At 33.5% G+C, this 23,528-nt stretch carries 34 protein-coding genes; 27 read left to right on the forward strand and 7 right to left on the reverse strand.

From position 1 onward, the window contains the following. Window positions 1-175: 175 nt before the first annotated feature. Window positions 176-499, reverse strand: a complete 324-nt coding sequence (locus B9O19_RS08690; protein ID WP_102366048.1) for a helix-turn-helix domain-containing protein — start codon at window positions 497-499, stop codon at window positions 176-178. 129 nt (window positions 500-628) lie between these two features. Here B9O19_RS08690 and B9O19_RS08695 point away from each other — a divergent pair, with 129 nt between their 5' ends. The 4 genes from B9O19_RS08695 to B9O19_RS08710 all read left to right on the forward strand — a co-directional run bounded on the left by B9O19_RS08695 (window position 629) and on the right by B9O19_RS08710 (window position 6,259). Beyond that, the gene (locus B9O19_RS08695; protein WP_102366049.1) at window positions 629-988 is read left to right on the forward strand and encodes a hypothetical protein; all 360 of its coding nucleotides are present in this window, start codon (window positions 629-631) and stop codon (window positions 986-988) included. A 1,196-nt stretch (window positions 989-2,184) separates the two neighbouring features. After that, entirely contained in the window at window positions 2,185-4,017 is a 1,833-nt protein-coding gene (gene glgB / locus B9O19_RS08700) for a 1,4-alpha-glucan branching protein GlgB (protein ID WP_102366050.1), read from the forward strand. A gap of 81 nt (window positions 4,018-4,098) precedes the next feature. Then, window positions 4,099-5,949: a serpin family protein gene (locus tag B9O19_RS08705; RefSeq protein WP_102366051.1), complete on the forward strand. Its 1,851-nt coding sequence runs from the start codon at window positions 4,099-4,101 to the stop codon at window positions 5,947-5,949. A 34-nt stretch (window positions 5,950-5,983) separates the two neighbouring features. After that, the gene (locus tag B9O19_RS08710; protein WP_102366052.1) at window positions 5,984-6,259 is read left to right on the forward strand and encodes a zinc ribbon domain-containing protein; all 276 of its coding nucleotides are present in this window, start codon (window positions 5,984-5,986) and stop codon (window positions 6,257-6,259) included. Between the two features lie 407 nt (window positions 6,260-6,666). Here B9O19_RS08710 and B9O19_RS08715 read toward each other — a convergent pair whose 3' ends face one another. The 6 genes from B9O19_RS08715 to B9O19_RS08740 form a co-directional block, all read right to left on the reverse strand. After that, window positions 6,667-7,092 (reverse strand): VOC family protein, encoded by a 426-nt coding sequence (locus tag B9O19_RS08715; protein ID WP_102366053.1) that lies wholly within the window; start codon window positions 7,090-7,092, stop codon window positions 6,667-6,669. A 574-nt stretch (window positions 7,093-7,666) separates the two neighbouring features. Then, window positions 7,667-9,232 carry a recombinase family protein gene (locus B9O19_RS08720; protein ID WP_102366054.1) on the reverse strand — a complete coding sequence of 522 codons (1,566 nt, stop codon included), beginning with the start codon at window positions 9,230-9,232 and terminating at the stop codon, window positions 7,667-7,669. Between the two features lie 191 nt (window positions 9,233-9,423). Next, window positions 9,424-10,206 carry a hypothetical protein gene (locus tag B9O19_RS08725; protein WP_102366055.1) on the reverse strand — a complete coding sequence of 261 codons (783 nt, stop codon included), beginning with the start codon at window positions 10,204-10,206 and terminating at the stop codon, window positions 9,424-9,426. Window positions 10,207-10,280: 74 nt separating this feature from the next. Beyond that, window positions 10,281-10,754 (reverse strand): helix-turn-helix domain-containing protein, encoded by a 474-nt coding sequence (locus B9O19_RS08730; RefSeq protein WP_102366056.1) that lies wholly within the window; start codon window positions 10,752-10,754, stop codon window positions 10,281-10,283. Window positions 10,755-11,064: 310 nt separating this feature from the next. Continuing rightward, entirely contained in the window at window positions 11,065-11,418 is a 354-nt protein-coding gene (locus B9O19_RS08735) for a helix-turn-helix domain-containing protein (protein ID WP_102366057.1), read from the reverse strand. Window positions 11,419-11,487: 69 nt separating this feature from the next. Continuing rightward, window positions 11,488-11,847 (reverse strand): helix-turn-helix domain-containing protein, encoded by a 360-nt coding sequence (locus B9O19_RS08740; RefSeq protein ID WP_102366058.1) that lies wholly within the window; start codon window positions 11,845-11,847, stop codon window positions 11,488-11,490. A 122-nt stretch (window positions 11,848-11,969) separates the two neighbouring features. Here B9O19_RS08740 and B9O19_RS11715 point away from each other — a divergent pair, with 122 nt between their 5' ends. The 23 genes from B9O19_RS11715 (at window position 11,970) to B9O19_RS08845 (ending at window position 23,525) form a co-directional block, all read left to right on the forward strand. Beyond that, complete coding sequence (locus tag B9O19_RS11715; protein ID WP_158648964.1) at window positions 11,970-12,134, forward strand: hypothetical protein; 165 nt, start codon at window positions 11,970-11,972, stop codon at window positions 12,132-12,134. Between the two features lie 68 nt (window positions 12,135-12,202). Further along, entirely contained in the window at window positions 12,203-12,379 is a 177-nt protein-coding gene (locus tag B9O19_RS11720) for a hypothetical protein (protein WP_158648965.1), read from the forward strand. 182 nt (window positions 12,380-12,561) lie between these two features. Further along, window positions 12,562-12,915, forward strand: coding sequence for a hypothetical protein (locus B9O19_RS08745; RefSeq protein ID WP_102366059.1), 354 nt, complete (start codon window positions 12,562-12,564; stop codon window positions 12,913-12,915). A 41-nt stretch (window positions 12,916-12,956) separates the two neighbouring features. After that, complete coding sequence (locus tag B9O19_RS08750) at window positions 12,957-13,223, forward strand: hypothetical protein (protein ID WP_102366060.1); 267 nt, start codon at window positions 12,957-12,959, stop codon at window positions 13,221-13,223. A gap of 1 nt (window position 13,224) precedes the next feature. Next, a complete protein-coding gene (locus B9O19_RS08755) occupies window positions 13,225-13,848 on the forward strand; it encodes a hypothetical protein (protein WP_102366061.1) in 624 nt (207 codons plus the stop codon). After that, the gene (locus B9O19_RS08760) at window positions 13,845-14,399 is read left to right on the forward strand and encodes a hypothetical protein (protein WP_102366062.1); all 555 of its coding nucleotides are present in this window, start codon (window positions 13,845-13,847) and stop codon (window positions 14,397-14,399) included. The genes B9O19_RS08755 and B9O19_RS08760 overlap by 4 nt, the downstream gene beginning before the upstream one ends. A 313-nt stretch (window positions 14,400-14,712) precedes the next feature. Then, window positions 14,713-15,138 (forward strand): single-stranded DNA-binding protein, encoded by a 426-nt coding sequence (locus B9O19_RS08770; protein ID WP_320691049.1) that lies wholly within the window; start codon window positions 14,713-14,715, stop codon window positions 15,136-15,138. A 13-nt stretch (window positions 15,139-15,151) separates the two neighbouring features. Next, window positions 15,152-15,991 (forward strand): helix-turn-helix domain-containing protein, encoded by an 840-nt coding sequence (locus B9O19_RS08775; protein WP_102366064.1) that lies wholly within the window; start codon window positions 15,152-15,154, stop codon window positions 15,989-15,991. After that, entirely contained in the window at window positions 15,991-16,353 is a 363-nt protein-coding gene (locus B9O19_RS08780; RefSeq protein ID WP_102366065.1) for a RusA family crossover junction endodeoxyribonuclease, read from the forward strand. Before B9O19_RS08775 ends, B9O19_RS08780 begins: the two co-directional genes overlap by 1 nt. 116 nt (window positions 16,354-16,469) lie before the next feature. Continuing rightward, window positions 16,470-16,610, forward strand: a complete 141-nt coding sequence (locus tag B9O19_RS11725; protein ID WP_158648966.1) for a hypothetical protein — start codon at window positions 16,470-16,472, stop codon at window positions 16,608-16,610. Then, window positions 16,600-16,974, forward strand: a complete 375-nt coding sequence (locus B9O19_RS08785) for a hypothetical protein (protein WP_102366066.1) — start codon at window positions 16,600-16,602, stop codon at window positions 16,972-16,974. The genes B9O19_RS11725 and B9O19_RS08785 overlap by 11 nt, the downstream gene beginning before the upstream one ends. A 105-nt stretch (window positions 16,975-17,079) precedes the next feature. Continuing rightward, complete coding sequence (locus B9O19_RS08790) at window positions 17,080-17,346, forward strand: hypothetical protein (protein ID WP_102366067.1); 267 nt, start codon at window positions 17,080-17,082, stop codon at window positions 17,344-17,346. Continuing rightward, the gene (locus B9O19_RS08795; RefSeq protein ID WP_102366068.1) at window positions 17,336-17,869 is read left to right on the forward strand and encodes a hypothetical protein; all 534 of its coding nucleotides are present in this window, start codon (window positions 17,336-17,338) and stop codon (window positions 17,867-17,869) included. Before B9O19_RS08790 ends, B9O19_RS08795 begins: the two co-directional genes overlap by 11 nt. 5 nt (window positions 17,870-17,874) lie before the next feature. Then, a complete protein-coding gene (locus B9O19_RS08800) occupies window positions 17,875-18,303 on the forward strand; it encodes a hypothetical protein (RefSeq protein ID WP_154058648.1) in 429 nt (142 codons plus the stop codon). Then, window positions 18,303-18,620 (forward strand): DUF3850 domain-containing protein, encoded by a 318-nt coding sequence (locus B9O19_RS08805; RefSeq protein ID WP_102366070.1) that lies wholly within the window; start codon window positions 18,303-18,305, stop codon window positions 18,618-18,620. Before B9O19_RS08800 ends, B9O19_RS08805 begins: the two co-directional genes overlap by 1 nt. Further along, the gene (locus B9O19_RS08810; RefSeq protein WP_102366071.1) at window positions 18,604-18,813 is read left to right on the forward strand and encodes a hypothetical protein; all 210 of its coding nucleotides are present in this window, start codon (window positions 18,604-18,606) and stop codon (window positions 18,811-18,813) included. Before B9O19_RS08805 ends, B9O19_RS08810 begins: the two co-directional genes overlap by 17 nt. Before the next feature lie 204 nt (window positions 18,814-19,017). Continuing rightward, window positions 19,018-19,461, forward strand: a complete 444-nt coding sequence (locus B9O19_RS08815; protein ID WP_102366072.1) for a hypothetical protein — start codon at window positions 19,018-19,020, stop codon at window positions 19,459-19,461. Window positions 19,462-19,628: 167 nt separating this feature from the next. Further along, window positions 19,629-20,099 (forward strand): ParB N-terminal domain-containing protein, encoded by a 471-nt coding sequence (locus B9O19_RS08820; protein ID WP_102366073.1) that lies wholly within the window; start codon window positions 19,629-19,631, stop codon window positions 20,097-20,099. Window positions 20,100-20,218: 119 nt separating this feature from the next. After that, the gene (locus B9O19_RS08825) at window positions 20,219-20,860 is read left to right on the forward strand and encodes a tRNA guanosine transglycosylase family protein (protein WP_154058650.1); all 642 of its coding nucleotides are present in this window, start codon (window positions 20,219-20,221) and stop codon (window positions 20,858-20,860) included. Continuing rightward, window positions 20,857-21,525 (forward strand): queuosine precursor transporter, encoded by a 669-nt coding sequence (locus tag B9O19_RS08830; RefSeq protein ID WP_102366075.1) that lies wholly within the window; start codon window positions 20,857-20,859, stop codon window positions 21,523-21,525. The genes B9O19_RS08825 and B9O19_RS08830 overlap by 4 nt, the downstream gene beginning before the upstream one ends. Before the next feature lie 123 nt (window positions 21,526-21,648). Next, on the forward strand, window positions 21,649-21,840 hold the full coding sequence (locus B9O19_RS08835) for a hypothetical protein (protein ID WP_102366076.1): 192 nt from the start codon (window positions 21,649-21,651) through the stop codon (window positions 21,838-21,840). A 4-nt stretch (window positions 21,841-21,844) separates the two neighbouring features. Next, window positions 21,845-22,309 carry a transposase gene (locus tag B9O19_RS08840; protein WP_102366077.1) on the forward strand — a complete coding sequence of 155 codons (465 nt, stop codon included), beginning with the start codon at window positions 21,845-21,847 and terminating at the stop codon, window positions 22,307-22,309. After that, window positions 22,299-23,525 (forward strand): PBSX family phage terminase large subunit, encoded by a 1,227-nt coding sequence (locus tag B9O19_RS08845; RefSeq protein WP_102366078.1) that lies wholly within the window; start codon window positions 22,299-22,301, stop codon window positions 23,523-23,525. The genes B9O19_RS08840 and B9O19_RS08845 overlap by 11 nt, the downstream gene beginning before the upstream one ends. Window positions 23,526-23,528 lie beyond the last annotated feature (3 nt).

Below are 23,528 nucleotides of genomic sequence, written 5' to 3' on the forward strand. Positions count from 1 at the left end.
CATGAAGCATGGCTTCATGATGAAAAAAGCCTTGTAACTTACCCGTTGACTTTGTGAACTGCCGTGAATAAAGATATTCCGATATATTATTTATTTTCTCTAATAAAACTGTTGTTTTGGCAAACATCGGCAGGGCGCATTTATGCGCCTCGTTAGGTGCGCAGTCGCGGATTTGTTAATATCTTTTATTATTATCTTTATAACTTTCTATAAGATTAATTATCAGTTCTGTATCCTTTTCATTAAGTTTATTTATTCCTTCTATTATTTTATGTATTTTTTCAGGGTACCTTATATTTTCATTAAAAAATTCGTATGGCGTTATTCCCAAATATCTACATATTTCAAAAAATTCGCTCATGGATGGCATTGCTTTTCCTGATGTTATATGATTTATATATCCTTGTGAACGTCCCATATCTAAACTCATACATCTTTCTGATACATTTTTTCTCATTCTCAATTCTGTTATTCTTTCTCTTATATAATCCTCAAACATTTCGTTTTCTCCCTATTTACTTTTAAATTAATTATATTATATTTGATTTTTTTATTTGTTGCCATGGAATGGCATGTAGAATATAAGTCATGTCATGTGGAATTAAATATAAGTAATGGAGTGTCGCAAATGATTATTGATGTAACAGGAATAGTTTTAACCCCCGGAAACTTAGGGAAAGATTGTTTAGGGAATGGAAAATATTTTTATAAAGGCGGAAATCCTGTGCCGTGCTGTTGTAACGAATGCGATTTTTTACTCTGTTGTATTGATAAAAATTATAAAGATAAATGCTTAAAATGTAATTATACTCAATGCCCTCGTTATTTTGCGTTTCAAAATAACGATTTTGCAACAAATCAAGACTTGGATAAACTGATAAGATTGTTCTTTAATTTAGAACCTGTCTTACAAAATAATATGATATATTTAATTAATGATATTTTAGGAATACAAAAACAATTTAAAGATGAAAATAAAAATAATTAGTTTAGTATAATATAATGACTTATATATTGAACACTGCGTGTTCAGATGATAGCTCACCTAACAAGGCGGTTATGCCGCGTTTGAGTATTCATATTATTGACATTGAAGGTTTATGGATAAAGAGTTATTAAAGCTCACACCCACCTTCACAGGTGGGGTCACACCTACCGATGTTCACTGAAAAACCAGTTTTTTGTGAATTAATTTAAAAGGAAAATCTTGCTTTTCTGATAAATAAATCAATTAGAACTCGGAACATCTTTATTCACGGCAGTTCACAAAGTCAACGGGAAGTTACGGGGCTTTTTTCATCATGAAGCCATGCTTCATGGTGAAATGAGCGGAGTGTGAGCGCCCCTTGGAGCCGCAGGCGACCTAAGCGAGCAAGCACTTTTTCTTTGGTGAAGCGTTTCTTTTTCTTGCGAGAAAAAGAAATGGTTCAAACACCCTATTATGTAATAATAAAATTTTTTATATGGGGTCACATACAAAGTTAATTTTTATGAATATTTACTTGATATATTGAACACTGCGTGTTCAGATGATAGCTCACCTAACGAGGCGCATAAATGCGCCCTACCGATGTTCACTACAAACCCAGTCTTTTGTGTAATAATTAAATGGTACAAACACCTATTATAAGTAAAATAATATATATTATATGGAGTCACATACAAAGTTAATTTTTATAAATATTTTCTTGATATATTGAACACTGCGTGTTCAGATTATAGCCCACCTAACGCGATGCATAAATGCGCCCTTCCGATGTTCACTACAACACCAGTCTTTTGAGTAATAATTAAATGGTTCAAACACCTATTATAAGTAAAATAATATATATTATATGGGGTTATATGCAAAGAGCTTCGGATATTGGACATGATGTATTAAATATCTTTAGTAACAACTTATAAATATAGGAAATTTGAAAATAAATATCTCAGTTTTTGCGATAATATACAAATAATTTATATTGTCGCTTGAAAAATATATAAATATATACTATAATATAGCCATAATAGACAAATGTCTATTATGGCGTTTTTATAAATAAAATTATCTTTTTTTAACATGTTTTATACACACTAAAGCGGAAACACAGTATCTTCCGCTTTTCTTAATTTAAAATAATTTTATATAATAATTAAAAGCGAGAGGAGGAAATACAGCATACAGCTGTATAAATAATATATATGGAAAATCAATTATTTAACCTAAAAGATTTTTATGACGGCAACTCCTTTGATGATTATACATATTTGGGCGCACACAAAGCAGATTCAGGGTATACATTCAGAGTGTATGCTCCTCGTGCCGTGCGTGTGACATTAATAGGAGAATTCAACGGCTGGCTCGAATACGACCTTATAAGGCCTAAAAACAGTAATTTTTTTGAAGGAACTTTTGTCGATGTAAAACCCAATATGATGTATAAATACCGGGTCTATTCCACTCCTGACGAATTTGTTGAACATTCTGACCCATACGGATTCGGCATGGAGCTAAGACCGGGTTCAGCATCTATTATACGTGAACTGGATGAGTTTAAGTTTACTGATGATGAATGGATGGCTAAGCGTGACGTGGGCTATAACAACCCGGTTAATATATATGAACTTCATCTTGCTTCATGGCGGCAAAAAGAGGACGGTTCATGGTACACTTATACTGAAACCGGAGAAATGCTGGTTCCATATTTAAAAGAAAACGGATATACACATGTGGAACTTATGCCAATAACCGAACACCCGGCAGATGAATCCTGGGGTTATCAAAACACCTGTTTTTACAGCCCCACATCAAGATACGGAACCCCTGCGGAACTGATGCAGATGATAAATCACCTTCATAATAACGATATCGGAGTTATTTTAGATTTTGTTCCTATCCATTTTGCGGTTGACGGATATGGTCTCGGCAAATTTGACGGACAAGCCTTGTATGAATATCCCAGCGACCATGTGGGGTGCAGCGAATGGGGAAGTTATAATTTCAACTTTGGCAGGGGCGAGGTTCGGAGTTTTCTCCAGTCCGCCGCCAATTATTGGCTGAAGGAATACCATTTTGACGGTCTCAGAATGGACGCGGTATCAAGAGCAATATTTTGGCTCGGCGATGTGAAACGCGGCGTGAACGAGTGCGCCATAAAATTTATACAAACAATGAACCAGGGACTCAAAAAACGTCATAAAGGAATAATGCTGATTGCCGAGGACAGTACAAATTATCTTAAAGTTACCGCTCCCGTTGAATATGACGGTCTTGGCTTTGACTACAAATGGGACATGGGCTGGATGAATGACACCCTGGAATTTTTTAAACTTCCGCCTTTATACCGAACAAAAAGCATAAACAAGCTCACATTCTCTATGGCATATTTCTACAATGAGCTTTATTTGCTTCCTCTGTCCCATGATGAGGTTGTTCACGGAAAAGCTACAATTATTCAAAAAATGTGGGGAAGTTATGAACAAAAATTTCCTCAGGCAAGACTTTTATATATGTATATGTACACCCACCCGGGAAAGAAATTGAATTTTATGGGAAACGAAATCGGTCAGTTCAGAGAATGGGATGAAAAGCGCGAACAGGACTGGTTTTTAAAGAAATATCCTCTTCATGATTCATTTATGCGATACATACGCGACATCAGCCGTGTATATGTAAACACTTCTGCGCTCTATAACAGCGAGTATAACAGCAAGTCTTTCACATGGCACAAAATGGGAACCAAAGACAGAGCGCTGGCAATATACGAACGAGGCTGCGGCGAAGACGGCAGATACATTGTTTTTCTCAACTTTTCCGATGTGCCCGTTGAAGAATTTGAGTTTGAGATAGAAAATGAAATCAGCCTAGAACTTATAATAAACACTGAGGCTGATATTTACAGCGGCAGTATAAAAACCGGAACCACTGAAATAAAGGCAGAAATAACCGAAGACAGAAACACAAATATTTCAGTAAATATGCCGCCGTTCTCAGGACAAATATTAAAAATCAAAGAATTAACCGGGCAAAAATAGTTTGCTTATTTTCCATATTTCGGGAACCTAATATATTTATAAGAGTCTAAAATATATAACCAAATTTTAAGGAGTGATAATATGAAAAAACTTATCTCTACTGTATTATCCGTAATATTTTTGTTATCAATATTACATATTTCCGCTTTCGCCTTAACCTTCAGTGATGCTGATTACGGTGACACAAATCTCAATGCAGCTCTTGAAAGACTAACAGATTCCGGGATTATCATGGGCGACGACACAGGCACGTTCAGACCTTTCGATGAATTAATCAACAGCGAAATGGCAGTTATTTTGGCACGCGCCGACGGATACAAGCCGTACACGGCTGCAGAGCAAAACGGCTCATATGCGGACACTGCTGTTAACCACCTGTATGAATTGGGTATATTGGCCTCAAACACAAATACCTTTAACCAATCCGAAAAAGTAAAGTTTATTGATTATATCACAGCGACTGTTAAACTTATAGACTATAAAAACGGACTGGATATCAGCACGGCTAAAACCCCTGAAGAGTATTTGACAAATGCTTATGAACTTGGTCTTTTATCATTGATTCCTGATTATGAGCCTGAACAATTCATAACAAGAAGAGACGCGTCGGTTGTAATAGATTTGGCGATGGGATTAAAGCTGACAAACAATGAAACGATGTACCTCTTGCTTATAGACGGGAATATTAATAACCACCCGGTGGTTTCATCCGCTCCGGTTCCAACAGCAAATCCGGAAAGTCAAAACGCTTTTGCCTACAATATGAACAGCAAAATGGACAAGAGCAAGAACTATATGTTTTCGCCGCTTTCGGTAAAAACCGCTTTGGCTATGGCTGCCAACGGCGCTGACGGCGAAACAAAGGCTGAAATACTCGACACTCTAAAAATCAAAGACTTAAACGAATTTAATGCCGCAACAAAAGCATTGATTGAAAAATACAGCGGCGGTTTTGATTATGCACGCTACAATGAGCTCTCTGACAAATTAAACAACGGTGACTATAGCGACGCTGAATTTGAAGAATACAAAAAACTTTCTAACGAATTAAGAAACGGCAAGAGCGTTGAATTTAATATTGCAAATTCTATATGGCTGAATAAAGATTATTACGCAGGAAGCGACGCGGCGTTTAGTCCTGACTTTGAAGCCATTGTAAAAGACAGCTATTACGGCACTTCTGAAACAGTAAACAACGATGATGCTGTTGAAAGAATTAACGGCTGGACGTCAGAAAAGACAAATGGAAAAATACCCACTATAATAGAAGACAGCGGCTTTTTGGCAGAACTGATAAATGCCGTATACTTTAAAGCTCCATGGCAGTATGAATTTATGACTGAGAATACAGCCAAATCTGTTTTTAACAATGCAGACGGCACGCGGACCGAGACTGATTTTATGAATGATAGAGGTTATTATGACACATATGCCGACGAAAATGTTCAAATAGTGGAGCTTCCATACAAAGGAAACAAAACGTCGATGTATATCAGTATGGATAACGGCGGAAATATCGATTATGATAATTATCTATCAAAACTGAGTTCTAATTATATAAATCTGTCTATACCGAAATTTAAGATAGAATATGATGAGAAAATCGGCAGTACAAACGGTGACTGCTTGTTAAAACAACTGGGAATCAATACGGCGTTTAACCAAAATACGGCTGACTTTAAAAATATGTTTATAAATCTGCCTTTGGGCGCAAATGTGTTTGTTAATGAAGTAATTCATAAGACGTTTATAAATGTTGATGAAAGGGGAACCGAAGCTGCAGCTGTGACCTCAATAGGAATGGCTGGTTCTGCTCTACCGCCTGAACCGGTTGACTTCACAATAGATAAACCGTTTACGTTTATAATAATGGACAATCAGAGCGGCGACATACTATTTATGGGAAGATACCAGGCAGTGCCGGCTGAATAAAATAAATAAGCATATATAAAAGGGGAGTTTTTATATGAATGAATTTCCGATATGTCAAAGCTGCGGTATGCCGCTTGAAACACCGGAACAAATGGGAACTGAATCTGACGGAAGCATAACGCGGAAATACTGCGCTTATTGTTATCAAAACGGAGCGTTCACAAATGATATAACTCTTGATGAAATGATTGAAAGCAACCTTAAATATCTCAAAGAATGGAACAAAGAAACAGGGGAAGATTTCACTGCTGACACAGCAAGAAAAGAGTTACAAGCCTATCTTTCTACACTTGAACGCTGGAAAAATTAATTTTTATAATATAGAAAAAGCCCAAAAATGAAGCGCATTCAAATTATTAGATTTTTGTCTAACTTTTTGAATTCTGCTCATAATTGGGCTTTTCTTATTTTTCATTATACAAAAAATAAAATAAGTATTTGTCCTTGACCGCACTTTTGACTGCACTCTCATGTTTTACATAAGCAAAACAATGTTTTATATAAAAAACATATAGGTTATAAAACACCGGAATTGTGTATTGTATAACACTCCGTGAGTTATTTATAAAACAACTTTAATTCGTTTCTTCCCAATTAATTAAGAAGAGTACCGACTGATAGAATTTATAATATATTAATTTCATACTTCTCTCTGATATTATATCAACATATTAAAATTGGTATTTATACTCAAGAGTTTTTGTTATACCGTAAATTTTACAGCAAGGCAAAATTGGCGCTTTCAATTAATGACTTCATTTGGCATAAGCAAAACGGGTGTCCTTCAGGGTCAAGCATAACTCTCCAGCCATCAGAGAATTGTTTGCTTGCGGGGATGGCTCCGCAATCAATCGCATATTGAACAGACTTTTCCAAATCATTAACAGCGAAATCCAAATGCGCCATAGTCTGCTGTGCGTCAGGCTCCGCCGGCCATACAGGCGGTTGATAATCGGTATTTTTTTGAAAAGTTATCCCGGGATACGCGCCTTGTTCCGTTCCAGGAGCGCCCACGCAAGCATAGTTATCGTCATTGAATACTATTTCCCACTTAAGCAAATCCGCATAAAACTTTGCTAATTCGTAAGGTTCCTTACAGTCTACTGTAAATGCGTACATTTTAATTTTTAATTTATCGCTCATAATATGTTCCTCCAAATTAAGAATATTTTTTATATACTTCTATTGTGTTAAAGCAATTATAATAGAAAAGGTTCAAACCTTAATAAAAAGATTTACACCTTGTGTATTTATAATGGTCTTAAGGTCGAACTTGAACCGACAAAGCACACAAAACTTATTTTATTAAATTTTTCCCTAAACAAAATAATCAACAAATTAAATATACCATAAATATTATTTTGCTACAATACAAAAAATATATTTTATGATATTTTTTCCTTCTTTCATTTTTATTGATTTTTTTCCTCTATAACATTTGCATTAATATCTAAAGGATTTCAATTTAAAAAATCTTTTATTAAGGCTTGTTGATAAATGTTAATATTATGTCTTACCATTTCAAGTGAGCTGTGCATAATTTGCAGTTCAGCAAGAGAGCTGCCACTTAATACAAAATATTTAGTGGATGTATGCCTATAAATATGTATACAGTTTTTTTAACTCCTATAATATTAAGATTTTAAGGAAAAAAGACTAAAAAAACAGACACCTTGATTAAGTAGAAAAACCTAAAATAATCAAGGTGTCTGACAAGTTATAAAAAACATTTTAACGAATAAACAAAAATGAGACAAACTCCATAATAACAAAGGGCTTGTCTCATTCTCTTAACATTTGGTGAGCCATTTTGCGCGGCAGTCGATTTTTCTATCAATTTTATAATATCTTCGTAGCGGTCTTTTGTATTGTCATCTTTCGAAAAGTTGTATAATATGTAAATTTTATCGTCAAATACAATCACTTTATAGATTAACACATCAACAAGTTTTTGCCTGAACTTCTCATCTTTAAAATCTCCGTTGGAGTATTGCGACAAAATAAATTTTATAGTATCATAATCCAAAAATGGATTGTCATTTTTTTCTTTTATTATTTCGCTTTTTAGTATATCCTTTGTTTTCTCAAGTTCAAGTAATCTATCTTTTACCGAAATTGTAAAGATTCCTGATTCTATTGCTTTTAATATATTTTCAATCTGTTTTTCTGTCTCACTTAATTTTTGCTCAAGCGAATTTATTATTTGGGGTGTGTCGTCATACATTTGGGCTTCTACGGCTTTTTTTGCTATTCTATCAATTATTTTATCATTACATACAATTGACCTTACTGCATTTATTACTGTGTCTTCAAGGTAATATTTATCAATAGTATGTTTTGGACAATCGTTTTTATTGCGTTTCTGCTTGCCACATTTATAATATCTATATACACGACCGCTTTTGTTTTTCCCGGATTCTCCGTTCATTTTGTCTCCGCATAAACCACAAATTACTTTTCCGCTTAATAGATATTTTTCTTTTGGTTTGCTTGCGGCTGCGTTTCGCTTATTTTTTATCATCATTTTTCCCACCTTTTCAAATAATTCATTATCTATTATTTGCGGTATTCCGCCAGGTATTTCTATATCTTTATACTTATAGATACCTATATATTTTCTGTTTGTAAGCATGGTGCGTAGACTGTTTTTATTAAATTGACCGCCTCTACGAGTTTTAAAACCGTGTTCGTTTAGATAATCGCAAATATCTTTTGCGCTGAACCCATCTGCATACATAGTAAATATTTTTTTTACTACTGGTGATTCAATTTCATTTACTATATATTTTTTGTCTTCTATTTTATACCCTAAAGGAACCGGGGCACCTGTTGAATGACATTTTAACGCTGTTTCTCGCATTCCTCTGTTTACTTTTTCTGAAAGGTCGGCGGAATAATATTCTGCTATACCTTCAAGCAGACTTTCAACTAATATTCCTTCAGGGTTATCAGATATGTTTTCCATCGCTGAAATTATCTTAACCCCGTTTTTTTTCAATTTTACTTTATAGGCAGCAGAATCATATCTGTTTCGTGAAAATCTATCCAACTTCCATACAATGATTATGTTAAACGCCCCATTTGCACTATCTTTTATCATTCTTTGGAATTCCGGTCTATTATCCGTCTTAGCGGATAAAGCGCGGTCAATATATTCTCCAATAATAGTTATATCATGTTTTTCTGCATATGAGTAACAATCCCTTAACTGTCCCTCAATGGATTGTTCTGTCTGCTTATTGCTTGAATATCGGGCATATATTACGGCTCTATTTGTTGACATCGTATTACGCTCCTATTATGTTATATTTTCAAAAATGCTTGTTGTTCACTCATTTTCACGCCCATTTTTATTACACATACAATAAATGAATTATAAGTCTAACGAGTTATTATGTCAATAATATACAAATGTTTAGATAAAAAAACAGTAAAAAAGTCACATAATATGAGTATATGTGACTTTTTACTAGTTTATTTTTTGCTTAAATCAAAACATAAGGGGCACGGTCTATGTTTATGCTTCTTTTCTTCGTAAAGATTTGAAATATCAACATCTATCTCGTCAATTATACTCTCACATATGTGACCGTGATATATTTTATCTTTATGCTTTACGTAGACAACTTCGCATTTTTCTCGCATATTTATGTATTTTTGGTCTGTCTCGTTTTGAAGTTTTTTATATGCGTGATTTTTTATAATCCCGGCAAAAGTTTTTAGGATAACACTATATTTAAGTTGTTTTTTACATTGTCGTATAAATGGCTTAAATAATTTTAACGTTTTGATTCCCGGCTCAGGATATACGTCTTTGTAAAAATCATAATATTGGTGTATTTTATGTGGCGGAACATTGCATAGTTCGCTTATTTCCTCTACGTCAAATACTCCAATGCGTGTTAAAACTACAGGCGGTGTCATGATAAGAAGGGTTAATATCTCAGCTATTCCCTCAAATTTTTTGTTATCGTCCAAAAGAAATAATGCAATAGATTTAATTATTAAGTAATCTTTATGTATTATTTTATCGTTGTAAAATAATACTGTATTTCCCCCGCTGTTTATTAATGTTGTATTTTTATTAAAATCTATTGCATTTTTTATATTGTCGTCTTTTATTTCAGAGTATGTTTTAGATTCAATTTTATATGCTTCTAAAATTGAATCTGCTGTTACCGGTAGTTTTGCTACATTAGCTTTACTCAATATTGAGTAGGCTAACTTATTAAGTGATTTAATATCATTTGTTTCCACGTTATTTCCTCCCTATTTTTTATAATATTATAACATGGAAAATATGTAATTTAAAGAGGAAATAAATACCAAAACTATTCTTCGTTCACATTGCTTAAAGCATTTATAATAACTTTTATATCTTTAAGCTGTTGAATATTAAGATTTGCGGTTTGCAGAAGTTTAATAATTTCACCTTTAATTCTAATAGCTTCATATTCATCATTAAGGTTAGGTATTTTTTTGTCAAATATCTTTCTAAACTTATTAGCATCTTCCGGCGAAATTTCAATTTTTTCATTATTACCGCCAAAGCTAAAAATTAATCCGCTCTCAGTTTCTTCAATTTCCGGCAGTTTAAAATTATTACCGGATACATTATCACTAATACCTAACAAATAATCAACGGTAGTTTCAAAAAATTTTGCTAACTTTGCTAATACTTCCGTGCTAGGGTCTCTTATTCCCTTTTCATAATTAACATACGTAGTATAAGGTACATTAATACGGTTAGCAACTTCCCTCATACTTAATCCATGTTCTGTGCGTAATTGTTTTAACCTATTCATTTTTTACACCCTCCATATATATGGTATTAATATTATATACTCGATTTACGTAAATGTCAACTCATTTTTATAATAAAGTTAGTGTGAAAAGTATGTTTGTGTAAAACTGCCAAAAATAATATAAGTTATTTGAGTAATTATTATATTGACATATACTCAAAACGGGTATATAATTTTAATAAGCAAACACAAATGCGTACAATAAATTATATGTTGAGTAATTTTAAAAATAAAGGAGTGGTTACAAATTTTTATATCAAAAAAGCATAAAAATATTATTCTTTATGCTCTAATGGAATTGAGGTATTTATTACTTATCATCAGTAATATTTTCACGGTGTTTTTGAAAGGTCTTAATCATATCTAAAATGAAGTCTTGTTCTTCACTAGACAGTTCTTTAGCAGAATTATATATTTCAGAGAGTATGTGAGAACTTTTTTCGGTTTCGTTAAGAGTCTCCATTGCACCATTTCCATTTATAAGCCATTGTTCATTTATATGCAGTGTTTCACAAATTGCACGTATCACTAATGGTTGTGGTTCAACCTTTCCATATTCAATATTAGTAATTACACCGCGAGAAGCTCCAATAGCGGCAGCTAAAGATTCTTGAGTAAAACCTCTCATTTTACGGACATATTTCAATCGTTCGCTTATAGTCATTATATCACCTTCCTACGTGGATTGATATATACATAATAATACTTAAAAAATAATATTGTTTATTGCTAACTATTGCTCATTTTTATCAAATGACCTTTTGTACGCATCCAAAGATTTAATAAATGCCTTTACAGCTATTAAATCTGATTCATCCATTTGCTCTATATCAGAAATAATTTTTCTCTGTATTGGCGTAAAATCCTTGGTATTGTTTTTTTTGCTAAACTTTGGTTCGGAACCGTTCAATATCCAATCAATTGAATAACCGTATAACTCTTCAATAAGAGTAGCGGTTGAGTTTGACACCCCACTTTCGCCACGTAGTAATTTTGAAATATAACTTTCTGTGACGTTTATGCTTTTGGCAAACTCTTTCTGTTTTAAACTGTTTTCTGAAATTATAATTTTAATTCTATCTGATAAATTCATCGTATCACCTCGTTGCATTTATCATATCAAAAAAAATGTAGTAAGTCAAGAAAAAGTTCTTGACAATGTAGTAAATCAATGTTAATATGTAGTTAGTCAAGTCGAGAATGGAGGTGTTCAATATGTATAACAAAGATAATTATAAAAAAGAAATAATTGATTTTATAAAAAAATCATCGGAAGAGGATAATTTTATAATTGCAACATTTATTGCTGGAATGCAAGCAAAAAAAATAAATTATTCTAAAAAAAATATTAATTTAAAACATGAAAATCGTCCCGCTTAGGGCATTATAGAAAGGCTTGTTGATTCAATACATATTTATTAAATAGAATTAGAAAGAAGTGATAAAAAATGAGAGCAACAGAAAAATCGGTTGAAGTAGTAGAAAATACAATTGATATAGATAAGATACCGGACGATTTTATAAATTTTCTCGCTAAATTTTGTTGTGAAAAATATAAAAAATTATCGTCAGACCCTGAATTTATTGAAAAAAATAATAAACGGCAAGTAAATCGCGCCGTATGAAAAGAGGTGGGGTTATGAAAAAATATCTAATTAAATATAGCTATATGCCTGATGATGGGGTGCCTATGATTAAGATTGATTATGCAATGTTGACGCCAAATCAACAGAAAAGGCGAAACAAATATTTATAGCGAGTTTCCCTAATTTTAAAATATTAAATATTTATAAGGAGGTGAAGTCAAATGTATAAATGGATAATAAGAGTATCAGCGGCGGCAGTAGGTACGGTGTTATTAGTAATGCTTAAAGCGTTAGATTTTAACCCTATACTTTACATATTCCCGATTATACTGATACTTTTTTCTTTTTTGAATGTTGTAGATGATTATGAAAAAACAACACCTATTGAAGAGGACGTGCGCAAGGTCGTAATCAAGCCGGATAATCGGCAGTGGGACTTTGCTGACGAAGAGTGTAGCAGAACATCTCAAACGGTAGAAGAAAAAAATCAAAGAAAGAAAAATAAAAAGTCCGGCTGTGCGGAACCACAAACCGGACTAAAAAATATATATAACAAGAAATCTATATCAATATAACATATAATAAAAGATTTGTCAAGTTGTGAAAAGGAGAAAATATGAACAGGATACAGAATTTATTAACTAAAGAAATAATAGAGCCTGAGGATAGGCTTACATATGCGCTGAACCGCTGCGGTATTGGGATAATCAACGAAAATTCTCCTGACTTTGACTGGTTTGTTAAAGAGATTATTCCTGAGTTTTTAGAGCTGTTTTACAGTGGCAATTATGTTGAGACCGATGAGCCGGAGGAAGAACTGCCCTATGGATATTATGACAAGCTGGACGAAGAATATGAAAATAAGCGATTAGGAGGAATATAATATGTCACAAGAAAAATTGAATACTGTAGATATAAAAGGCAAGCCGTATGTGCTTGTTAATGAGCGAGTAAAGGCGTTCAGGAAAAATTATCCTAATTATGGATTGATAACAACTATCGTGGAATTATCGGAAAAGCGTGTTGTTATGTGTGCAACAATTAACAACCCTGACGGTTTTCCGATTGCTACGGGTTATGCTTACGAGGACGCAGGAAGTTCTTTTATTAACAAAACTTCATACATAGAAAATTGCGAAACGTCCGCCTGGGGCAGAGCATTAGCCAATCTCGGGATAGGTATTGATGTTAGTATGTGCAGTGCTGAAGAATTGGGAAATGCACTTTTAAACCAAAGTAAACCAGCAAAACGTACGAATGAATCTATCGCAAAACAGATTGATGATATGATTGATGAACCGCCGAAGACAATAAATATAGCAGCGGTCAACACCTTAAAAGCAAAGTTAGAGGAATATAACACCGTGTGCGGCAGAAATGCGACAGAGCAGGAAATTTCTAAATTTTATAAATGTTCGAATTTTAATGAATTTGATTATACTAATTTTAAAAAATGTATAACAATGCTTGATGGGTCAATTAAAAAAGTTGGAGCGGATAAGAAATGAGATTGACCGGAACAATTAGGGACGTAAGTATGGGATTTTTAGACGGCGAGTGCAAATTAACACTTGCCGTCAATGAAAAAAACGATTTAAAGCTCGCTTATGATGAGCTGTCACAATGTAAGTTATTAGACATTGAGCTTAAAAAACACCGTAAAAAAAGGTCGCTGAATGCTAACGCTTATCTATGGGTATTATGCGGCAAATTAGCCGATAAAATAGGCGTGGACAAAGAATCTGTATACCGTCAGCATATTTTAAATGCTAACGTTTATCGTGTTGCGGAAATTAACGAAAGTGCCGCCGATACGTTAATCAAAGGGTGGCAGATGAACGGTGTTGGCTGGATAGCCGAAAGGGTGGACGAATCTAATAAAGATGGTTTTGTAATCGTAAATCTTTACTACGGTAGTAGTACATACAATACAAAACAGATGTCAAGATTATTAGACAGCGTAATTGAGGATTGCAGAGAACAGGGTATTCAGACAATAACCCCGGACGAAATTTCAAAACTAAAATCATTATGGGAAGCCGAAAAAATAAATGGATAGCATTATACAACAAGATAAATCGCATTGTTATATATGCGAAATGAGCGAATGCGGAGACCATTTAGACAAGCACCATATATTTGGCGGTGCACTGCGTGATACGTCGGAAAAATATGGTTTGACGGTTTATTTGCACCACAATAAATGTCATATATTCGGGGAATACAGTGCACACCAAAACTATTATATCAGAGTTAAATTGCAAGAAATAGCCCAAATAAGGGCTATGGAAGTATATGGTTGGAGCGAGAACGATTTTAGAAAAATTTTCGGTTGTAGTTATATATAAAAAAATCTCAAAAGGAGAATAAAAATGATTAATAAAGTAATATTAATGGGTCGGTTAACCAGGGACCCGGAACTCAGATACACGAGCACAAATAAGCCAGTATGCAGTTTTGACGTGGCTGTCGCCAGCGGTTATGGCGACAGCCAAAAGACGGATTTTATAAATTGCATAGCGTGGAACAAGGCGGCTGAGTTCCTCGGTAAATATTTCAATAAAGGTATGATGGTGATTGTTGGTGGTCGAATTTCAACTCGCACATGGGAAGGGAAAGACGGCAAAAAGAATTATGTTACTGAGGTTATAGCGAATGAACTAGACTTTGGTGAAACAAAAAAGGCGAGAGATGAATATAACGGTTACAGTCGCCCTAAACAACAAAATTCAACACCTCAAAAGGCGGCTGATGATTTTGAGGTGCTTGACGACTTACCTAATGACTTGCCATTTTAAGGGAGTGTAGAAAATGGAAGAACAAAAAGCGTATTATGCTATCATTCCGGCAGATGTGAGGTATGATGATAAGTTGCCAGCCAACGCGAAGCTATTGTATGGAGAAATAACGGCTCTGACAAACGAAAAAGGCTATTGTTGGGCTGGAAACAGATATTTTGCTGATTTATATAACGTAACAACCGTTACGGTCTCTAGGTGGATAAAAATGCTTTGTGATAAGGGGTATTTAACAAGCAATATTTTTTATAAAAGCGGGACAAAAGAAATTGAATGCAGACAATTGTCAATCACTGGAAACAAGACAATTGTTCAGCAAAAATGCTATGACCCTATTATTAAAAATGATAATACCCCACCAATAGAAATGTTAAGGGGTGTTAACAAAAATGTTAAGACCCCTATACAAAAAAGTGCGCCACCTATTAACAAAAATGTTAAAGAGAATAATACATATAATAATACATTTAATATTACATCTAATAAAAAGAAAGAAAGAAGAAAGAAAACCGGGTATGATGAGATAATAGATTCTCTTGTTGAAAATGAAGAATTAAAAGATACATTGCGAGAATTTATAAAAATGCGAAAGATGATTAAGGCACCTATGACGGACAAAGCATTAAAATTACTCATCACTAAAGTTTCTAAAATGGGGGACGTAGAAACACAGATTGAAATACTTAATCAATCAATTGAAAATAGCTGGAAGTCAGTCTATCCGCTTAAAAATAATACGACTAATACTGTCAGCGTAGCTAAAAGCAAGTTTAATAATTATACGGATACTAACAAGACTAATTATGAGGAAATAGAAAAGAAATTATATGATAACATGTTAGGGGAATATTGATGATAAAATTTACGATAAGCGGCAGGCTGCCGAGCCTTAATGATTATATCAACGTATGCAGGCACAACAAATATAAGGCGGCGACATTTAAGAAGCGGATTGACACTCAGATAATTTCTGAGATACGGAAACAGCGGATAGGCAAAGCAAAAACGCCGGTATACATAGAATTTTTATGGGTTGAGAAAGACAGACGACGGGACCTTGACAATATATACTCCGGTAAAAAGTATATACTGGACGCACTGCAGACCGCCGGAGTTATACCAAACGACAGTCAGAAATATGTAATGGGTTTGGTGGATACGGTTGCTTTTGATAAAGCAAACCCCAGGGTAGAAGTTACGATTTACGAAGAATAATAACAACATTGATGTTAAAAACGACAAAATGACGGTGCAAGAATTTATAAAGTTAACCCAAAATAGTTTTGGGGGAGACGTAATAAAACAGCTTGCAAAGGAGATGAAAGTTAAAATTGAAAACTAAATGCACTAAGCCGCCGAAAGTGCCGAGCCCTACGTTGTGCGGCAAAGCTCCTGATGGAATAGATTGTTTTGTTTGTAAGTGGTATGCAAAAAATGTGATTGAAAAGGAGGATACAAAAGATGATAAGTGATAAAATAGCTGATTTTTTATCATACATGGAAGAGCAATGTCAAATGTATGATATTGCCAGAGATATGTTAAAAGAATGCGATGAAGCTACGCAAGATATATTACATAAAATGGAAATAGACCCGGTTAAATATAAAGAGCGTGCGAGACTAGCAACTAAATTACAATCTATACGCCGCCAAAGAAGAACTGCAAAGGATATGACAGAAACAACAAAAATAATATCAATATGGGTAAAAGATAATAAATCAATTATAGGGTCCTTACAACGGTTATTAGGAGATGTAAGGAAAGCAGAGAAAAAACAGCAAAATAGAACCTATATACCCAGGACGAATGTTATAGAGGAGATAAGGAGAATATGAAAATGAAAGATTATAAACAAAAAGAATGTTGGGGTTGCGAAAATTTCACGTCGCTAGGTGAAGGCGACCATCTTTGTTGTGAGAATATAAGGAAGGAGAGGCACAATGGAAGCAATACTTGAAATATTAACAACAGAAGATATGACAGAGTTAAGACAAGGGATTAAGAATTTAATTTTAAACGCTGTAGAAAGCGATTTTAATGCGTTAAATGAACATATAGTACCACCTAATTTTGTTATTGAGGTAATAGATGATGTCATTGATGATATACGGCCTAAACTTGAGAAAAAAACTAAAAAGGTAATAAACCAAAAAATAAATGATTATCTAAATGCAATACAGACAAAGGAGAATGAAAATGAATGTTAAATTAGTAGCTAATGGGAAAACTGTTGATTATGAAATTTCTGATACTGAATACAATAGATTATTTACACGCACAGGACTTGAAAAACCTGTTGCTTGTGAAGAGTTTTATGCAGTAAATTTTAGTAACGGTGATATAGACAATTTTATATGGAATGGTTATAAATGTGACGAAACTTTTTTTGACTGTGGACTTATGTCTACGGATAAAAAATTGGCTCAAGATAGATTTAGAGCTAGAAAAATAAAAACGAAATTAGAACGATTTGCGGCAGAACATAATAAAGGTGCTTTGAATTGGAATCTATGCGCTAAAACAAAATGGTATTTATATTATGACTTCACTTATAATGAAGTAGATGTAAATCAGTCACGAACATTGAAAATTGAGGGGACTACATATTTCAGCTCTGAAAAAATAGCCAAACAAGCTATTGAAGAACTGGACAAAGACGGAGAATTAGTTTGGTATTTGCGAGATTATCAGCCATGGATTGGAGCGTATGAAGAAACGGAGGAAAAGTGATTAATATGATTGATAAAATAGTGGAAATGCTTAATGGCAGAGAATATCTAGACGAGGTAACACCTGAAACAAGACGATTAGCTAAAGAAAATAACATAGTTATCGTCTATAATCGTAGTGATGATTTAATGATATTTGACGGCGTAATACAAGATGAGGTAGGGTGTTATGAAGGTGGCGTAGCATTTATTAATAGCAACGGATTATTTTCACCGGAGGACGATTTTATTTGTCCTGCTTGTGAAGACTGTAAATACATACAAGAGGAACGTAATAAATGCAAAATAATATGGGCTAAGTGGTGTGTGTCAAATGTTTCATGGTCATATCTAACCGATATACCCCACAAAACATTTGATATAATGGAAGACGGAGAAATATATTGTAGAGGCATTGTCTTTAGTTTAGATGATTTGGGCGAGGAGGAAAAATAATGTTACACGCAGTAAAGATTGAACCGGAATATTTTAACAAAATAATAAAAGGGAAAAAATCATATGAAGTTAGAAAAAATGACAGAGATTACATTGCTGGGGATTGTATTGCACTAAATGAATATAAGCATGGAGAATATACAGGACGTTTTGCGTTAGCTAATATTATTAGCGTGGAAAAATATTCTAAGTACTTAACTATAGGTTATGTTATTTTACAGCTTGAACCGTTGGAAATTCGTGATAAAATAAATCGCTATGACTGTTATGTAAATTCCGAAAGAATCAAGGAGGCACAAAATGGATTATCAGAATGAATTTTATCAAGCTCATAAATATGACCTGAAAAGGCAAACTTTAGAAAATCTCAAAAATTTAGAGGATATATTAAGAATACCGAGTGTGGAATTGTGTCTAGAAGTATATGCAGAAATATTATCCGAACTTAAGCAAGATGAAAAGAACAATATACAAAAAATGATGAAAAAGAAAGGCGATAATAATGAGTAGAAATTACATATGAAAAATTGTTTTAGAAGGTAACAAATGCATTGCGTTACAAAAATGAGATTATTTCTAAATGTAAAAACTTAGTTGATAATATGAATAAATAATATTATTTAAACAAAAAAACGCCCTGCATATGCGAGGACGCTCGAAAAATAATAAACATATTATATCACATAATAGTGATAAAGTCAAGGAGTGTTAAATATGCAGGGTGTGACTATAGAAGAAACAAAACAGTGGTTAAATCGTGGTTATAAACTACGAGAGACGATAAGAATTTTAGAAAAAGCGCAAATGCGCGCTTATGACATAGTGACGGGTACGACAATAACACTATCGGAAAGGGTACAGGAAAGTCACGGGAATGGAACAGAGAATAAATTAATTACATACGCAGATTACTGCAGGCAGATAGACTGTCATAAGACAGATTTATTTGAAATCTTGAAACAAATAACAAATGCAATAATGAAAGTTGAAAACAACATCTATAAAAACATACTCATATCAAGATACATTAATTTCGAGACATGGGAGAATATATCACAAAATATTGGATATTCATACAGACAAATACTGAGATTGCATGAAAAAGCGCTACGAAAAGTTAAAGATGTCCTTGAATGTCACATTGAAAGTGTGATATAGTGTATAATGTAGGAAATAAAAAATTTCTCCTTTTTAAATTTTTTTCTATGAGCCGTTACCTTATGGGGACGGCTTTTTATATTGCGATTTTAGGTCTTGTGGGAATGATACATCATAAATAAATGCTGAGGGGTGGGCGGCTGTGATGTTAATGGAGGTAATTAATTGTGGAAATAATATATAAATCAACAAAAGAAATTAAGCCATATGAAAATAATCCGAGAAATAATAATGAAGCTGTTGAGAAAGTAGCAGTTAGCATAACAGATTACGGATTTAGGGTGCCAATTATTATTGATAGTAATAATGTAATAGTCGCAGGCCATACAAGGTATAAAGCCGCGTTAAAAATAGGCTGTGAATCTGTACCATGTATAGTTATTGATGACTTAACACCGGAGCAGATAAGAGCATATAGATTGGTAGACAATAAGACGGCAGAATATTCAAGTTGGGATTTTGAAATGCTTGAAAAAGAATTAAAAAGTTTAGATATAGATATTTCAGAATTTGAATTTCCTGATTTGGGAGAAACATTGGATATTTCAGATGATGATTTTTATACAGATGAGACAGTAAAAAATGTTAAAGTGAAATCTATTAAATGTCCGCATTGCGGAGAAATTTTTGAACTATGAGAATATATCTTGCTACATCAACTAGTGGCGTTAAAAAAGAACAAAGAAAAGAAATGATAAAATGTTGTAGACCATTATATTTACTAGAGACTTTTTATTCAGGCGAAAAATGTTGCGCAATGGTTCAGAATGATGTTGGCACGGATAATTTTCTTCTTGACAGTGGAGCATTTTCATATATGAATGGAAAGTCTATAACAGAAAAACAAATGGAGGAATATATAGAAAAGTACATCTGCCATATAAAAAAATACAATGTAAGATACTTTTTTGAGATGGATGTTGACTGTATATTTGGTCTTGAAAAAGTTGAAATTTGGCGTAAAAAAATTGAGAACCAAACTGGTATTAAGTCTATACCTGTGTGGCATAAGTCAAGAGGTATAGACTATTTCAAACGAATGGTCGATGAATATGATTATATAGCAATAGGCGGTTTCGCGAATGGTGATATAAAGAAGACAGAATATACGTTGATAAACAAAATGGTTAAATATGCGAATGCAAGAGGAACAAAAGTTCATGGTCTTGGCTTTACGCAAATGAAGCATATATATGATTATCCATTTTATAGCGTAGATAGTTCAACTTGGTGCACAGGAGTTGTGAGAGGAGGATATCTATATTATTTTGACGGTAAGATAATGAAATATGACATAATAAAAAATGGGAAAAAATTAAATCTATCTATAATGGCTATGCGGTCATTTTCAGAATGGGTGAAATTTCAAAAATATCTAAACACAAGGAGAGTAGTATGAGAAAAACAGAAAAGAATTTATCAATATTAACAATATTGTTTGTAGTATCATTAATAATTTCAAATGTAATAACAGGTAAAATCATTAATACCGGTATTCCGTTTTGGGGTTCAGTGATAACGATACCCTGTGCGGTTTTATGCTATCCTATAACATTTTTAATTACAGATGTAGTCGGTGAGGTTTGGGGGAAAAATGAAGCAAATCATATAGTAAGATTAGGACTTATTTCACAGATAGCTGCTACGATTATAATTATTATTGGGAAATATTTACCTTTTATTGACGCAGAAATGCAACAAGCATATATAAAAATATTAGGACAAAATTGGATATTCGTGATTGGTTCTTTAACTGCTTATCTAGTAAGTCAGAATCTTGATGTTCATATATTTCATAGATTGCGAGATAAGTATATTAAAAAACATGGCAGTACAAAAGGTGGTCGCTGGATATGGAATAATGCAAGTACAATGACAAGCCAATTTGTAGACACATTAATTTTTATAACGATAGCTTTTGGATTTGGATTTGGTTGGATATTTAACAATCAGATTACTCTAATAGGTATGTTGATAGGGCAGTATCTAATTAAGTTGATAATAGCGGCACTTGATACGCCGTTTTTTTATTTTCTGACAAAAAATATAAAAGAAATAAATTAGGCAGTGTGGGGTGCTGGTAACGCCCCACACTTACGCTAGAGCACCTACCTCTAACGCAGATAGCCCTTCTCGGCCGAGATTGCTACCTGCACCATTATACATGATTTAGAGGTGCGATGTCAAATGGAAATAGATACCAAAATAAAAGAAGCGTTAGAAAAACGTGCTTATGGTTTTGAAATTGAAGAAAAAGAGTTTATAAAAAATAAGAATAATGAAAATACTGGGAGAATAAAAGTAACAAAAAAATATATTCCCCCGGATGTAACTGCTTTAAGAACGATTTTGCAATTAAAGCAGGCAGGGAAATGGTGAGGTTATGGCAAAGGGCAAATATAAAAAATGGTTGAAACCTGAAAATTTATTATTAATAGAGGGCTGGGCTAGAGATGGATTGGTTGATGAGCAAATAGCGCATAACATGGGTATAGCGTGTTGTACCCTGTATGAGTGGAAAAATAAATATGCAGAGATAGACGAGACCTTAAAAAAGGGTAAAGAGGTAGTAGATTTAGAGGTTGAGAATGCACTGCTTAAACGAGCGCTAGGTTACATAGTAGAAGAAAAGAAGATTGAGGAGAATGGTATAGGTGGAGAAAAAACTATAACTACTATAAAGCATATACCTGGAGATACTACAGCACAAATATTTTGGCTTAAAAATCGTAAGCCAAATAAGTGGAGAGATAAACCAACAACAGAAGACAATACACAAGACCAAAACATAATTATTAATATTAGTCCGGCTACAACAAACGATATGGAAGATAGTTATGGAGATTAATTTAAAAGTCAATAAGGTATATATACCTTATTTACAAAAACCACAATTTACACAGATATATTACGGCGGTTCCTCAAGCGGAAAGTCGTTTTTTTTATGTCAAAAAATTATTATTGATAATATGAATGGTTGTAATTGGCTTATATGTAGAGCGGTCGGCAAAAGTATTAAACGTTCAGTTTTTAATGAAATCTATAAAGCTATTAATTATATGGAACTTAGTAATTTATATAGCTTTAATTTTTCGGATATGGTTATTACAAACAAGGTAAATCAAGCGCAAATAGTCTTTGCCGGATTAGATGACGTTGAGAAATTAAAGAGTATAACACCACGAAAGGGCGTTATAGAACGAATATTTATTGAGGAAGCTACAGAAGTCAAAAGAAATGATTATTTGCAACTCAAGAAGCGTTTGCGTGGACCGTCTAAAATAAGCAAATGTATTGTTATGGCTTTCAACCCTATTTTCAAATTACATTGGATTTATAATGATTTTTTCGACAATAAGGTTGAAGACGGTTGCAAGAAATATGAAGATAAAAAAGTATCTATTTTAAAGACTACATATAAAGATAATATATTTCTTACAACTCAGGATATAGAAGCGTTAGAAGACGAAAGTGACCCATATTTTCACAATGTATATACATTAGGCAATTGGGGAGTTCTTCAAGGTCTCGTATATAAGAAATTTGTAGAGAAATTCTTTAATGTTTACGAAATTAGCAAAAGACCTGGAGTAGTATCGGCGTTTGGACTTGATTTTGGGTACACAAACGACCCTTCAGCTTTATTCTGCGGATTGGTAGACGAAAAAAATAAGGAGATATATGTATTTGACGAGTTATACGAAAGGGGACTGACCAACATGGAATTGGCTCCAAAAATACAACTAATGGGTTACGGCAAAGAAAAAATAATAGGTGACAGTGCTGTACCTCAAACGATTGAAGAATTAAGGCAATTAGGATTATCAAGGATAGAGGGAGCGTACAAACATGAGGTTATGTACGGAATACAAAAACTTATGAATTTCACCTTTATTATACACCCTAAATGCAGAAACTTTATAAACGAAATTAATAATTACTCATACGCCGAAAAAGACGGAGAGAGTATCAATAAACCAATAGATAAGTTTAACCACTTAATGGACGCTATGCGATATGCGGTTATCCCGAAATTAGAGGGAGATGTATTTAGCTTTAAGTAGCAG

Source organism: Monoglobus pectinilyticus (assembly GCF_002874775.1).
Taxonomy (GTDB): Bacteria; Bacillota; Clostridia; order Monoglobales; family Monoglobaceae; genus Monoglobus; species Monoglobus pectinilyticus.